The organism is Serratia sp. BIGb0163, from assembly GCF_024809935.1.
GTDB lineage: Bacteria > Pseudomonadota > Gammaproteobacteria > Enterobacterales > Enterobacteriaceae > Serratia > Serratia quinivorans.
Window position 1 is genome coordinate 1740949 of the sequence record NZ_JANUDZ010000001.1, and the last position, 14174, is coordinate 1755122.

Sequence of the window (14174 nt, forward strand, 5' to 3'; positions counted from 1 at the left end):
AAACCGCAGACGATAACGCCTGCGGTTTTATTTTGTCGTGTTTGCTGCTGATTAAGCCAGTTTGATGATCACCATCCCCGCCAGTAACAACACCAGACCAATCCAGCCCTTGGCATTTAACCGTTGACCAAACAGGATCCAGCCGGCAGCGATTGTCGCGGCGATACCGAAACCGCCCCACAGCGCATAGGCAACCGAAAGATCAATCCCCTTCACCGCCTGCGCCAGCGCACTGAACGCCCCCAGTACCGACAGCAGAGACAGCAGGCCCAACCAAACTTTACGGAAACCGTCCGACATCTTCAGGAAAATGTTGGCGATAATCTCCAGTACGATCGCCAATCCCAGAAAAGCAATGTGGTACAACTCAAGCTGTTGCATGGTTGTCACCTCGCGGCGTTACCTGTTTTCGTTGTTTGCGGGTGCCGGACTTCACCAGCATGATGCCGACAATCAACGTCACCAGACCCAGCACCTTCAACGCCGAGATCGGTTCGTCAAACCACAGCACGCTAAACAGGGTAATAAACAGGATACCGATACCTTCCCACAGGGCATAAGCGACGCCCAGAGCAACCCGTTTTACCGCCATCGACAGCATCACATACGATGCGGTGATCATTACATACATCACTATATGGCCGGTCATACCGCCGCTAATGCTGGCGTATTTCATTGACAGGGTACCGATAATTTCGGTCGCTATGGCCAAACCTAAAAAGATCCAATAAATCATGATTTCTCTCCCAAACGGCGAATAAGGCACGCTAAGGCATATTTATCCCGATTTATCTCGTCAGACAGGCGCAAACAGGCGCTGAAGACGCAGAGATCCCTGGGGATAAACTGACCCAAACGTAATAAAAATGTTTGCCCGGCTACGCGAAATGACGAAGGACTGAGCCTGTCACCAGCACCGGTTAAGGGAGAAAGACGCTATAGCTCGCTGCACCAGTGATGCTCACTGGCAAGGATGGCAGACAGGAAAAGCTGGCAAGTAGAGGTTCTGAGGGTAATTCCATTAGTTGTCATCATAAGTATTCTCTATTCTCAGCCGCACATAATCTTGTTACACGGAGTGCGATTTGCCCAATATCCTCATCAAGTAAAATTTTAACTGCAATAGTTGTACCATAGCAATAATCATAAAGCAAACCGCCATTTTCACAAAAACTATAAAAAAATAGTCTATAAATAAGAAAGTTAAGGAATTTAAAAATAAAAAAAAGGTTCAACATTCTGTTGAACCTTGGTTTAGGTTGGTTCGGGCAAATAATCGCCAAACCCAGGCCCGGCGCGGGTTACGCCGTGGCGCCACTCACTGCGGTACGAGCCAGTTCAGTGATGCGTGCGTAGTCGCCATTTTCCAACGCGTCGGCCGGTACCAACCAGGAACCACCGATACACAGTACGCTTTTCAGCGCCAGGTAATCACGGTAGTTGCCTGGTGTAATGCCACCGGTCGGGCAGAAACGTACCTGCGGGAATGGGCCGCCGATCGCCTGTAACGCCTTAACGCCACCGTTGGCTTCAGCCGGGAAGAACTTGAACTCACGCAGACCGTGATCCAGGCCCAGCATCAGTTCTGAAACGGTGCTGATACCCGGAATCAATGGAATGCTGCCTGCGGTAGCGGCTTTCAGCAGCGCCTCCGTCAGGCCCGGACTGATAGCGAATTGCGCACCGGCTTCGGTCACCGCCTGCAACTGCTGCGGGTTAAGCACAGTACCGGCACCGATAATCGCCTCCGGCACCTCTGCCGCGATAGCGCGGATCGCGTCCATCGCGCAGGCAGTGCGCAAAGTGACTTCCAATACGCGCACGCCACCGGCGACCAGCGCCCTGGCCAGCGGCACCGCATGTTCCAGCTTATTAATCACAATCACCGGAACTACCGGACCGGCGGTCAGGATCTGTTCTGCGCTGGTTTTCCAGTTTTTCATCGTTACTTCTCCATTACTTACGGGTTATCAATGGCACGCCCCTGCCACAGGGGCCCACGGAGTCTCGCGGGCGTCCGGCCGTACCCCAAGTGATGTTGCGCCCCGGTCGTGCAGGCAAAAAAATGCCGGCAGATAAACTGCCGGCCGGGTCGTTATTCGAACTCGTTCCAGGAACGGCCATCGCGGGTGATCATCGCCACCGAGGCTACCGGGCCCCAGGTACCGGACTGATACGGCTTCGGCGCTTCGTTATCCGCTTTCCAGGCGTCCATGATGGAGTCAACCCACTTCCAGGCTTCTTCCACTTCGTCACGGCGCACAAACAGCGCCTGGATACCACGCATGGTCTCCAGCAGCAGGCGCTCGTAGGCGTCTGCCACGTGCTCCTGGTTGAAGGTCTCTGAGAAACTCAGATCCAGCTTGGTGGTTTGCAGGCGGTGTTTGTGATCCAGGCCAGGGACCTTGTTCAATACCTGGATCTCGATGCCTTCATCCGGTTGCAGACGAATGGTCAATTTGTTCTGCGGCAGTTGCTGGTAAGAATCGCTGAACAGGTTCAGCGGTGGGTTCTTGAAGTAGACCACCACTTCAGAGCACTTGGTCGGCAAGCGCTTACCGGTTCGCAGGTAAAACGGCACGCCGGCCCACTGCCAGTTGTCGATATCAACGCGGATAGAGACGAAGGTTTCGGTGTTGCTGCTTTTGTTCGCCCCTTCCTCTTCCAGGTAACCAGGGACCTTTTTGCCCTGCACAAAACCGGCAGTATATTGGCCACGCACCGTGGTTTCGCGCACATTGGTCTGATTGATACGACGCAGTGAGCGCAGCACCTTCACTTTCTCATCGCGAATACGGTCAGTGGTCAGATCCGCCGGAGGTGACATGGCAATCATGGTCAGAATTTGCAACAGGTGGTTCTGGATCATGTCGCGCATCTGGCCGGCCTGGTCAAAGTAACCCCAACGACCTTCAATACCCACCTCTTCCGCTACGGTAATTTGCACCGAGTCGATGGTACGATTGTCCCAGTTGGAGGCAAACAGTGAGTTGGCAAAACGCAGTGCCAGCAGGTTCAACACCGTCTCTTTGCCAAGATAGTGGTCAATACGGTAAACCTGAGACTCGTTGAAATACTCAGCCACCTGATCGTTGATCACGCGCGAAGAGGCCAGATCGGTGCCTAGTGGTTTTTCCATCACGACGCGTGCCGGCTCGTGGTTCAGCTTGGCCTCACCCAACCCTTTGCAGATCGCGCCGAAAGTGCTGGGCGGCATGGCAAAATAGTTGATGGTGGTGCGATGTTTCTGATCCAGCATTTTGCCCAATTTGGCAAAATTTTTGCTGTCGTTCACATCCAGGTTGCAGAAGTCCAGGCGCGCACTCAGCGTGGCCCAAAGTTCGTCATCGAGTTTTTCTTTCATAAAGGTGCCAAGCGCTTCCTTGACCACCTTGATATAGGCATCTTTATCCCACTCGGCACGGCCGACGCCGATAATACGGGTATCCGGGTGGATATGACCGGCTTTCTCTAACTGGTACAGGGAAGGCAACAGCTTACGACGCGCCAAATCGCCTTTCGCGCCGAAAATAACCAGGTCACACGCCTGGGCTGTAGAGGTTACCGCCATGTTCATCTCCTCGTTGCAGGATATTTGTAATTTTCTTACATTACTAATGTACTCTCTTTAACTACAGCCAGTAAACCCGGATCAAAAGTAGAAAAAAAGCCCCAAAAATTGCAGTGTTAAGCGCTATCGGCAGTAAATGCCGCTGACTGAACTAAAAACTGTAATTTTCTGTCTTTTTTGACGCTCTTTTACCATTATGAAAGTTAGACACAGGTCATGTTCTGATGAAAAAACTCTGCATACCCTCTGTCGACACTGCCAACGGTTACCAGCACGTAGTATATTTTCACTAAACCGGCATTGATTTCTCCTTTGATTGAAATCGACAAAACCCATGAGTGACTCTCGTTATATGAATACGCTGGAAAAAATCCAGAGCCATCTGGAGCTGCTGAGCAAATCTGAACGGAAAGTCGCCGAGGTGATCCTCGCCTCCCCGCAGACCGCCATTCACTCAAGTATCGCGACGCTGGCCAGGATGGCGGACGTTAGCGAGCCCACCGTCAACCGCTTTTGTCGCCGTCTCGATACCAAGGGTTTTCCCGATTTTAAACTGCATCTTGCCCAAAGCCTGGCCAACGGCACCCCTTACGTAAACCGTAACGTGGAGGAAGATGACAGCGTTGCTTCCTATACCGGTAAAATTTTCGAATCCGTCATGGCCAGCCTTGATACAGTAAAGGCAAATTTGGATATTGCAGCAATCAATCGTGCGGTTGACTTGCTTACCCAGGCAAAAAAAATCTCTTTCTTCGGTTTGGGTGCCTCGGCGGCAGTGGCCCACGACGCGATGAACAAATTTTTCCGCTTCAATATTCCGGTGGTCTATTTCGATGACATCGTCATGCAGCGCATGGGATGCATGAATTCCAGCGAGGGGGATGTGGTAGTACTCATCTCCCATACCGGCCGCACCAAGAACCTGGTGGAAATGGCGCAACTGGCACGTGAAAACGATGCCACGGTAATAGCCATTACCTCGCGCGATACCCCACTGGCTCATGAAGCCACGCTGGCATTATTGCTCGATGTTCCGGAAGATACCGACGTTTATATGCCGATGGTATCGCGAATTGCGCAATTAACGCTCATCGACGTGCTGGCCACCGGATTTACCTTGCGTAGAGGGGCCAAATTCAGAGATAACTTGAAGCGGGTCAAGGAAGCGTTGAAAGAATCGCGCTTTGATAAGGGTGTGGTTATCCCCAACAGTTTCGACTCGTAACCTATGTGAAAAAAACTGTCGTTCAAAGTCATCTGGACGGCAGCATTAGAGGCAGTACCCTGTAATACGCTCATGCGGGTAACCCGGGTGAAATATCAGTGTAGTAAAATGACATTTCACTCCTGGTTTCGTTATCCGACGTTATCGCAACACCAATAATTTGCTTCACCAGTCAACGGAGTAATACATGTCCAGACGGCTCAGAAGAACCAAAATTGTTACCACCCTGGGTCCGGCTACAGACCGCGACAATAATCTGGAAAAGATCATTGCCGCCGGCGCTAACGTAGTTCGGCTTAACTTTTCCCACGGCACCGCAGAAGACCACCAGATCCGCGCTGACAAAGTGCGCGAAATTGCTGCCAAGTTGGGACGCCACGTCGCTATTCTGGGTGACCTGCAAGGGCCGAAAATTCGTGTTTCCACCTTTAAGGAAGGCAAAATCTTCCTTAACATCGGTGATAAATTCCTGCTTGATGCCAACATGTCCAAGGGCGAAGGCGATAAAGAAAAAGTCGGTATCGACTATAAAGGCCTGCCTGCCGACGTGGTACCCGGCGACGTACTGCTGCTCGATGACGGCCGCGTACAGCTGAAAGTGCTCGAAGTTCAGGGCATGAAAGTGTTTACCGAAGTCACCGTTGGCGGCCCACTGTCCAACAACAAAGGCATCAACAAACTGGGTGGCGGCCTGTCCGCTGAAGCCCTGACCGAGAAAGACAAGGCCGATATCGTTACCGCGGCTAAAATCGGCGTCGACTACCTGGCGGTTTCCTTCCCGCGTACCGGCGAAGATTTGAACTACGCACGTCGACTGGCGCGCGATGCAGGCTGCAACGCCAAGATCGTGTCCAAGGTTGAACGTGCCGAAGCCGTTTGCAGTGACGAAGCCATGGATGACATCATCCTGGCCTCCGACGTCGTGATGGTAGCCCGTGGCGACCTGGGCGTCGAAATCGGCGATCCGGAACTGGTCGGCATCCAGAAAAAACTGATCCGCCGTGCCCGTACGCTCAACCGCGCCGTCATTACCGCGACCCAGATGATGGAGTCGATGATCACCAACCCGATGCCTACCCGTGCCGAAGTCATGGACGTGGCGAACGCCGTGCTGGATGGTACCGACGCCGTGATGCTGTCTGCTGAAACTGCGGCAGGCCAGTACCCGGCAGAAACCGTGGCGGCTATGGCGCGTGTTTGTCTGGGTGCAGAGAAAATCCCAAGCATCAACGTCTCCAAACACCGTCTGGACGTGCAGTTCGACAACATTGAAGAAGCCATTGCCATGTCTTCAATGTACGCGGCTAACCATCTGAAAGGGGTTACCGCACTGATCGCCATGACCGAGTCAGGCCGCACCGCGCTGATGATGTCACGTATCAGTTCCGGTCTGCCGATCTTCGCCATGTCACGCCATGAGCACACGTTGAACCTGACTGCGCTGTACCGCGGCGTTACGCCAGTGTACTTCGACAGCCATAATGACGGCGTTATCGCGGCCAATGACGCGGTTAACCGCCTGCGTGATAAAGGCTTCCTGGTCTCCGGCGATCTGGTAATCGTCACCCAGGGCGACGTGATGGAAACCGTGGGTACCACCAATACCAGCCGTATCCTGCGCGTCGAGTAAAATATACTGCTGCCGGCCGTTAACGCGGTCGGCATTTTTTTACGCTCCCCCTTCCCCCTGAGAAACTCATCTCCAGTCGCCGTTACGGCAAATGGAGCGCCACCTATTGCATTTTTAAGCACCATACGAAAAAGGCCAATCACCTGAGATGACTGACCTTTGGCATTAAGCAAATATGACTTTTAGCGATAGAGATCATCGCGCGAATAAGGTTCAATCTCACCTTCTTTACGCGTTTTCAACAGTTTGAGGATCCAGGTGTACTGTTCCGGGTTCGGCCCTACCAGATTCTCCACCTCTTCATTCATCCGACGCGCAATAGTGTGGTCATCGGCGGTGGCCAAATCGTCCATCGGCGGACGAATATAAACATCCAGCATACTGGTTTTGCCGTCATACACCGGGAACAAAGGCACAATGGCCGCACGGCAGACTTTCATCAGACGGCCCACTGCCGGCAGCGTCGCCTTATAGGTAGCGAAGAAGTCGACGAACTCACTGTGTTCGGCACCGTGATCCTGATCGGGCAGATAATAGCCCCAATAGCCCTGGCGCACTGAGCTGATAAAAGGCTTGATGCCGTCATTGCGCGCATGCATCCGTCCACCAAATTTACGGCGCACCGTATTCCACAGGTAGTCGACCAACGGGTTGCTCTGGTTGTGGAACATCGCCGCCATCGGCTGACCGCGAGCCGCCATTAACATCGCCGGAACATCCACCGCCCAGCCATGTGGTACCAGAAAAATCACGTTACGGCCTTCTTCACGGATTTTATCCAGCACCTCTTCCCCGTGCCAGCGAACACGCTTCAACACTTTTTCCGGTTTGGTACAGGCCAGTTCGGCCATCAGGATCATCGACTGCGGCGCGGTGGCAAACATCTCATCAATGATGTGCTCACGCTCGTTTTCCGGCACTTCCGGCAAACAATACAGCAGGTTGATGCGCGCACGACGTCGGGCGCCTTTAGCCACCTTGCCGGCCAGTTTGCCAACGGCACCCAGCACCGGATCGCGCAAGCGCGCAGGCACTAATGAAATACCGGCCATCAGCCCGGTTCCCAGCCAAACGCCCCAGTAGCGCGGGTGGTAAAAGGCTTTCTGAAATTGCGGGATGAACTCTGAGTTAGATTTTTTTTCGTTTTGCATGCACAAGCTCTTAACTTAGCGGTTCGGCTAATCATAATTGCAAAGATTGATTTTGCAATTAACCACGGCGAAGCGCCAATATAAAACAACATCGGCCCGAAATCAGGCCGATGGTATCACTGGCGCGTAGCGCCCAAACAAGGGATTAATCCAACTGCAGCTGCGGGGTGACTTCCTTCACCTGCGCCAGATAATCACTGCGATCTTTACCGGTCAATCCTTCAGAGCGCGGCAGTTTCGCCGTCAACGGGTTCACGGCCTGTTGGTTGGTCCACATTTCAAAGTGCAGATGTGGGCCGGTAGAGCGGCCGGTATTACCGGACAACGCAATACGATCACCACGTTTCACTTTCTGACCTGGCTTAACCAACAGTTTTTTCAGATGCATATAACGCGTGGTGTACTGGCGACCATGACGAATGGCCACATAGTTACCCGCAGCGCCACTGCGTTTGGCGATAAGTACTTCACCGTCACCTACGGCCAGCACCGGGGTGCCAACCGGCATCGCGAAGTCGACGCCTTTATGCGGCGCAATGCGCCCGGTGACCGGGTTAACCCGGCGTGGGTTGAAGTTTGAGGAAATGCGGAATTGCTTCATGGTCGGGAAACGCATAAAGCCTTTCGCCAGACCAGAACCTTGACGATCGTAGAATTTACCGTCTTCGGCACGAATAGCGTAGTAGTCCTTACCGCCGGTGCGCATGCGCACACCCAGCAACTGGCTCTGCGCACTCTTGCCATCAAAGTGTTCGCGGGACATCAATACCGAGAATTGATCGCCCTTGCGCAGTTTGCGGAAATCCAACTGCCACTGCAGCGCCTTGATCACCGCATTGATTTCGGCACGGCTCAGGCCGGCGTTAGCGGCGCTGGTGACAAAGCTGCCGTTGAGTCGGCCGCTGATCACATTATTACGCCATTCACCCTGTTGAGATTCCTGACTTTCTTTGAAGCTGTTGCCCGTACGATCGTAAGTACGGGTCTCGCGGCGGGACACTTCCCAGGTCAAACGCTGCAGATCGCCGGCATCGTTCACTGTCCATGACAGCTGTTGGCCAATTTTCAGATTACGCAGATCGCGGTTCTGCGATGCCAACAGCGTGACGTCCGACATATCGATGCCATATTGGGTCAGGATACTGCCGAGGGTGTCACCCGTGGAAACGACATATTCATGCACTCCATCCTCGCCGGCGACCTTCTGGTCCAGCTCATCCTGTGGGATGTCATCATCGGGGGTGGCTTGGTCAAGATCGATCGGCTCACTGGCTTCTGGCAGCAAGGATCGTAACTGGCTGGATTCTAATTCGATACTCTTAACGATGGGGTTATGTTCTGGGTGATAAACAAAAGGCCGCCAGACGGCAACGGCCAATGTAACCACTGTCAACGACCCCAGCATGACGCGGTGGGGCCGTGGCAGGTTGTTATACGCCAGAGCGATAGTTTTGACTATCTGCTGCACTCGATTTTATCCTCATAATCTTTACTTCAGGCAGCTCACGTACTGGTTTGACAGCTGAGTCAGGAAGTTCCCGTAGCTGTCTTTCCCCAGTGCGATGCCGGTGCCCAGCGGATCCAGCGTTCCAGAACGCACTTTGGTCCCCTTGGCAACCGCATTGATTACGGCCGGCCTGAATTGTGGCTCAGCAAAAACGCATACTGCTTTCTGCTCAACCAACTGTGTTCGAATTTGGTGTAAGCGCTGTGCCCCAGGCTGGATTTCGGGATTAACGGTAAAATGGCCCAGCGGGCTCAAACCGAAATGTTTCTCAAAGTAGCCGTAAGCATCATGAAAAACATAATATCCCTTGCCTTGCACAGGCTTAAGCATGTTACCAACATTTTTGTCAGTTTGCGTCAGCAGATTCTCGAACTGGCGCAGGTTTGCGTCTAATTTGTCTTTATTTTGCGGCATAAGTTCCAATAACCTGTCGTGAATCGCGATCGCGGTCACTTTTGCCACTTCCGGGGACAGCCAAACGTGCATATTATATTCGCCGTGATGGTGCCCATCCCCTTCGTCACTTCCAGCATTATTATGCGTATCTGCTGCATGATCATGGTCGTGTTCATGGTCGTGATCGTCGTCTTCACCCTTCATCAGCAGCGGTTTGACCCCACTCAATTCACTGATGGCAACCTGGCGGTTAGCCGATATGGAGATTAAGGGTTTGGCCAGAAAGGCTTCCATATCCGGCCCCACCCATACCACCAGATCGGCGGCACGCAGGCGCTGGATATCGGAAGGCCGCAGCGCGAAATCGTGCGGTGATGCGCCATCCGGCAACAGCACTTCGGTCGGCGTTACGCCGTCGGCTATTGCCGCAGCGATAAAACCCACCGGCCGTATAGAAGTTACCACCGCCGCAGACGCGCTGCTCAGCGGCCCGGCCATCATCAATGCGCTGGCCAGCAACGTACGCTGCAGCCATTTATTTTTCTGTGCCATTATCAGTAATCCCGTCGTTTTCATCAGCGAGGCGTGATATTATAACATTCGGTTAGTTCTGCAAAATGTAATCATGAGATGTCCACACTGACAACGCTAAAAAATATCTCCGTCTCCTTTGGTAACCGCAAGGTGCTGTCGAATATTTCGCTCAGCCTGCAGCCGGGCCGTATTCTGACGCTGCTAGGCCCAAATGGCGCGGGCAAATCTACGCTGGTGCGAGTGGTGCTGGGGCTGATTGCGCCCACCGAGGGAAAGCTCGAACGCGAGCCTGGCCTGCGCATTGGCTATGTGCCGCAAAAATTGCACCTCGATGCCACCCTGCCGCTGACCGTCAGCCGCTTTATGCGCCTGAAGCCCGGCGTCAAAAAGGCCGATATTCTGCCAGCGCTTAAGCGTGTGCAGGCGGCCCACCTGCTCGATCAACCCATGCAAAAACTCTCAGGCGGTGAAAACCAGCGCGTATTGCTGGCTCGGGCGCTGCTGAACAAGCCACAACTACTGGTGCTGGATGAGCCGACCCAGGGGGTTGATGTTAACGGCCAACTGGCGCTGTACGATCTGATCGACCAACTGCGTAAAGAGTTGGGCTGCGCGGTATTGATGGTGTCCCATGACCTGCACCTGGTGATGGCGAAAACCGACGAAGTGCTGTGCCTCAACCAACACATCTGCTGTTCCGGCGCGCCGGAGGTGGTTTCGATGCATCCTGAATTTATCGCCATGTTCGGCAACCGCGGTGCGGAACAACTGGCGGTCTATCGCCACCACCATAACCACCGTCACGACCTGCAAGGACGAATTGTGTTGAAGAAAACCGGGGGCCGTGAGGCATGATCGAACTGTTATTACCCGGCTGGCTGGCCGGCGTCCTGTTGGCCTGCGCCGCCGGTCCGCTTGGCTCATTTGTGGTCTGGCGACGGATGTCCTATTTCGGCGATACCCTGGCGCATGCCTCGTTGCTTGGCGTGGCTTTCGGTCTGCTGCTGGACATCAATCCCTTCTATGCGGTGATTGCCGTGACGCTGGTGTTGGCTCTGGTGTTGGTGTGGCTGGAGCGTCGCCCGCAGCTTTCCGTTGATACCCTACTCGGGATTATGGCGCACAGCGCACTCTCACTGGGGCTGGTCGTGGTGGCGCTGATGTCGAACGTGCGGGTCGATCTGATGGCCTACCTGTTTGGCGATCTGCTGTCGGTCACCCTCACCGATATCTGGATGATTGGCATTGGCGTAACCGTCGTGCTGCTGATCCTGTGGTGGCAGTGGCGCAACCTGCTTTCGATGACCGTCAGCCCGGAACTGGCACATGTCGACGGTGTTAATCTGGTGCGTGCGCGCACCGTGTTGATGCTGGTGACGGCCCTGACCATCGGCCTGGCGATGAAGTTCGTCGGTGCGCTGATCATCACTTCACTGTTGATTGTTCCTGCGGCGACTGCACGCCGCTTCGCTCGCACGCCGGAGCAAATGGCCGGATACGCGGTGCTGGTGGGCATACTTGCCGTAACCGGCGGGCTGACCTTTTCGGCCTTCTACGACACCCCGGCCGGTCCGTCGGTCGTCTTGAGCGCCGCGGTGCTGTTTGTTTTAAGCTTGTCCAAGAAGCAGCAAGCCTGACCCCCGGCAGCTACCGATGTCAAAAGGGCCGCAATTAATTCAATTGCGGCCCTTTTTAATGCACAGCGTTCTCTTACTCTTCGCGCACCATGCCAAAGTGCTTATAGGCATGATTGGTCGCCATGCGCCCACGCGGTGTGCGCTGGATAAAACCTTGCTGGATCAGGAAGGGTTCGATAACGTCTTCGATAGTTTCCCGCTCCTCACCAATCGCCGCCGCCAGGTTATCCAGGCCCACTGGCCCGCCGGTGAACTTGTCGATAATCGCCAGCAACAGCTTGCGGTCCATATAGTCGAAGCCTTCGGCGTCGACGTTCAACATATCCAGCGCCTGCATCGCCACTTCGCCATTGATGACGCCATTGGCGCGAACTTCGGCAAAGTCACGCACCCGGCGCAGTAAACGGTTGGCAATACGCGGTGTGCCGCGCGCACGACGAGCTACCTGATGGGCGCCCTCTTCCGACAGATCCAGCCCCAGGCAATTAGCGCTGCGTGAAACGATATGTTGCAAATCGGCGACCTGATAAAACTCCAGGCGCTGCACAATACCGAAGCGGTCACGCAATGGCGACGTCAGTGAACCGGCACGGGTGGTTGCGCCCACCAGCGTGAACGGCGGCAAATCGAGTTTGATCGAGCGAGCGGCCGGGCCTTCGCCGATCATGATATCCAGTTGGTAATCTTCCATCGCCGGATACAGCACTTCTTCTACTACCGGAGAGAGGCGGTGGATTTCATCGATGAACAGCACGTCATGTGGCTCGAGGTTGGTCAGCATCGCCGCCAGATCGCCCGCCTTCTCCAATACCGGCCCGGAAGTGGTACGCAGGTTAACGCCCATTTCATTGGCAACGATGTTGGCCAGCGTGGTTTTACCCAGCCCCGGCGGACCGAAAATCAGCAGGTGGTCCAGCGCGTCGCCACGTTGCTTGGCCGCCTGAATAAAGATTTCCATCTGCTCGCGGACATGTGGCTGACCGACGTACTCCGTCAGCAGCTTCGGCCGGATGGCGCGATCAAGAATTTCTTCTTCATTGAGCGGTTCGGCAGAAATAAGGCGATCGGCTTCAATCATTCTCTATCCCTTATCGGCGCTTACAGCGCGGCGCGCAACGCGTCGCGGATCAGGGTTTCGCAATCGGCGCCAGGCTTGGCGATTTTGCTGACCATACGGCTGGCTTCCTGCGGTTTGTATCCCAATGCCACCAGTGCAGATGCTGCCTCGGCTTCCGCGTCCAACTCGGCGGCTTGCGCTGCGGTTGGCAGCGTGATTTCACTGCTGTTATTGAACAGATCGCCATTAAGCCCTTTGAAGCGGTCTTTCATTTCCACCACCAGGCGCTCAGCGGTTTTCTTGCCTACGCCCGGCAATTTCACCAATGAAGTGATCTCTTCACGCTCTACCGCGCTGACGAACTGTTGCGCGGACATGCCGGACAAAATGGCCAGCGCCAGCTTTGGCCCCACGCCGTTGACTTTGATCAATTCGCGGAACAGCGCACGCTCTTGCTTATCATTAAAGCCGTACAGCAGCTGTGCATCTTCGCGCACCACGAATTGGGTAAACACGATAGCCTCTTGCCCCAGTTCCGGCAGCTCATAAAAGCAGGTCATCGGCATATGCACTTCATAGCCCACACCGTTTGCCTCCAGTAACACCAGCGGCGGCTGCTTTTCCAGAATATAACCTCTGAGACGACCTATCATTTACCCTCCTGCAGAATTCATGAGCATGACCTGCTGTCATGCCGTGCTGGTAAAGCTTATAACATAAAAAAGGCTGGATGAATATCCAGCCTAAGTTTAATAACAAAGTGGCCTTCAAGCCCGAGATACCCGGGCCTAGCGCACCGAGGGGCGCTCCGGCGGACAAGCCGCTACGACCCCTTCGGCACGCTCTCCCTAATAACAAACTTTATCTGGAGCCTGTTATATCACCGATCAAGCGCTACTTTAAACGCCCACGCGCCAGGTTCAAGCGCCCTTCACTCATCCGCAGCACGTTCTGGCTGAGATGGCAGTGAGTAATGGCGATGGCCAGCGCATCGGCGGCATCAGCCTGAGGGTTGGCCGACAGCTTCAGCAAGGAGCGCACCATATGCTGCACCTGCGCTTTTTCTGCCGCACCGGTACCGACCACCGTTTGTTTCACCTGGCGTGCCGCATACTCAAACACTTCCAAATCCTGGTTCACGGCGGCGACAATGGCCACACCGCGCGCCTGCCCGAGTTTGAGCGCCGAATCCGGGTTTTTCGCCATAAATACCTGTTCGATGGCAAAAAAGTCCGGTTTAAACTGGGTGATGATTTCGCTGACGCCCGCATAAATCAGCTTCAAACGCGTCGGCATATCATCCACCACGGTACGGATACAGCCGCTGGCCACATAGGTCAACTGGCGTCCCTGCTGGCGAATAAGGCCGTAACCGGTGACGCGCGATCCGGGATCGATACCGAGAATGATCGTCATCCCTACACCCACCTTGCGTTAAGCATTAACTTCGCCAGGCGCTGCCACCA

General features: G+C 54.4%; 14 protein-coding genes. 4 read left to right on the forward strand and 10 right to left on the reverse strand.

From position 1 onward, the window contains the following. Positions 1-51: 51 nt before the first annotated feature. From mdtI to zwf, 4 genes are all read right to left on the reverse strand, one after another. A complete protein-coding gene (gene mdtI / locus M2406_RS08370) occupies positions 52-381 on the reverse strand; it encodes a multidrug/spermidine efflux SMR transporter subunit MdtI (RefSeq protein WP_012145489.1) in 330 nt (109 codons plus the stop codon). Beyond that, positions 368-736, reverse strand: a complete 369-nt coding sequence (mdtJ, locus tag M2406_RS08375) for a multidrug/spermidine efflux SMR transporter subunit MdtJ (RefSeq protein WP_259189620.1) — start codon at positions 734-736, stop codon at positions 368-370. Before mdtJ ends, mdtI begins: the two co-directional genes overlap by 14 nt. Positions 737-1301: 565 nt before the next feature. Further along, positions 1302-1943: a bifunctional 4-hydroxy-2-oxoglutarate aldolase/2-dehydro-3-deoxy-phosphogluconate aldolase gene (locus tag M2406_RS08380; RefSeq protein WP_012145491.1), complete on the reverse strand. Its 642-nt coding sequence runs from the start codon at positions 1941-1943 to the stop codon at positions 1302-1304. 152 nt (positions 1944-2095) lie between these two features. Next, entirely contained in the window at positions 2096-3571 is a 1476-nt protein-coding gene (gene zwf, locus M2406_RS08385; protein WP_012145492.1) for a glucose-6-phosphate dehydrogenase, read from the reverse strand. Between the two features lie 352 nt (positions 3572-3923). Here zwf and M2406_RS08390 point away from each other — a divergent pair, with 352 nt between their 5' ends. Further along, positions 3924-4796, forward strand: coding sequence for a MurR/RpiR family transcriptional regulator (locus M2406_RS08390; protein ID WP_012145493.1), 873 nt, complete (start codon positions 3924-3926; stop codon positions 4794-4796). A 187-nt stretch (positions 4797-4983) separates the two neighbouring features. After that, the gene (gene pyk, locus M2406_RS08395; protein ID WP_012145494.1) at positions 4984-6426 is read left to right on the forward strand and encodes a pyruvate kinase; all 1443 of its coding nucleotides are present in this window, start codon (positions 4984-4986) and stop codon (positions 6424-6426) included. Positions 6427-6608: 182 nt separating this feature from the next. On the opposite strand, the gene lpxM is transcribed toward pyk, so the two are convergent. The 3 genes from lpxM to znuA form a co-directional block, all read right to left on the reverse strand. Then, complete coding sequence (gene lpxM / locus M2406_RS08400; RefSeq protein ID WP_012145495.1) at positions 6609-7577, reverse strand: lauroyl-Kdo(2)-lipid IV(A) myristoyltransferase; 969 nt, start codon at positions 7575-7577, stop codon at positions 6609-6611. Positions 7578-7722: 145 nt separating this feature from the next. Then, positions 7723-9045, reverse strand: coding sequence for a murein DD-endopeptidase MepM (mepM, locus tag M2406_RS08405; protein ID WP_012145496.1), 1323 nt, complete (start codon positions 9043-9045; stop codon positions 7723-7725). 21 nt (positions 9046-9066) lie between these two features. Further along, positions 9067-10032, reverse strand: a complete 966-nt coding sequence (gene znuA, locus M2406_RS08410) for a zinc ABC transporter substrate-binding protein ZnuA (protein ID WP_012145497.1) — start codon at positions 10030-10032, stop codon at positions 9067-9069. 78 nt (positions 10033-10110) lie between these two features. On the opposite strand from znuA, the gene znuC reads away from it, so the two are divergent. Beyond that, the gene (gene znuC, locus M2406_RS08415) at positions 10111-10869 is read left to right on the forward strand and encodes a zinc ABC transporter ATP-binding protein ZnuC (protein WP_135344224.1); all 759 of its coding nucleotides are present in this window, start codon (positions 10111-10113) and stop codon (positions 10867-10869) included. Next, positions 10866-11651, forward strand: coding sequence for a zinc ABC transporter permease subunit ZnuB (gene znuB, locus M2406_RS08420; protein WP_259189622.1), 786 nt, complete (start codon positions 10866-10868; stop codon positions 11649-11651). The genes znuC and znuB overlap by 4 nt, the downstream gene beginning before the upstream one ends. 73 nt (positions 11652-11724) lie before the next feature. Here the strand turns inward: znuB and ruvB are convergent, their stop codons facing one another. The 3 genes from ruvB to ruvC all read right to left on the reverse strand — a co-directional run bounded on the left by ruvB (position 11725) and on the right by ruvC (position 14124). Beyond that, complete coding sequence (gene ruvB / locus M2406_RS08425; RefSeq protein ID WP_259189623.1) at positions 11725-12729, reverse strand: Holliday junction branch migration DNA helicase RuvB; 1005 nt, start codon at positions 12727-12729, stop codon at positions 11725-11727. A 20-nt stretch (positions 12730-12749) separates the two neighbouring features. Beyond that, positions 12750-13361 carry a Holliday junction branch migration protein RuvA gene (ruvA, locus tag M2406_RS08430; RefSeq protein ID WP_012145501.1) on the reverse strand — a complete coding sequence of 204 codons (612 nt, stop codon included), beginning with the start codon at positions 13359-13361 and terminating at the stop codon, positions 12750-12752. A gap of 241 nt (positions 13362-13602) precedes the next feature. Then, the gene (ruvC, locus tag M2406_RS08435) at positions 13603-14124 is read right to left on the reverse strand and encodes a crossover junction endodeoxyribonuclease RuvC (RefSeq protein ID WP_012145502.1); all 522 of its coding nucleotides are present in this window, start codon (positions 14122-14124) and stop codon (positions 13603-13605) included. Positions 14125-14174: the final 50 nt, after the last annotated feature.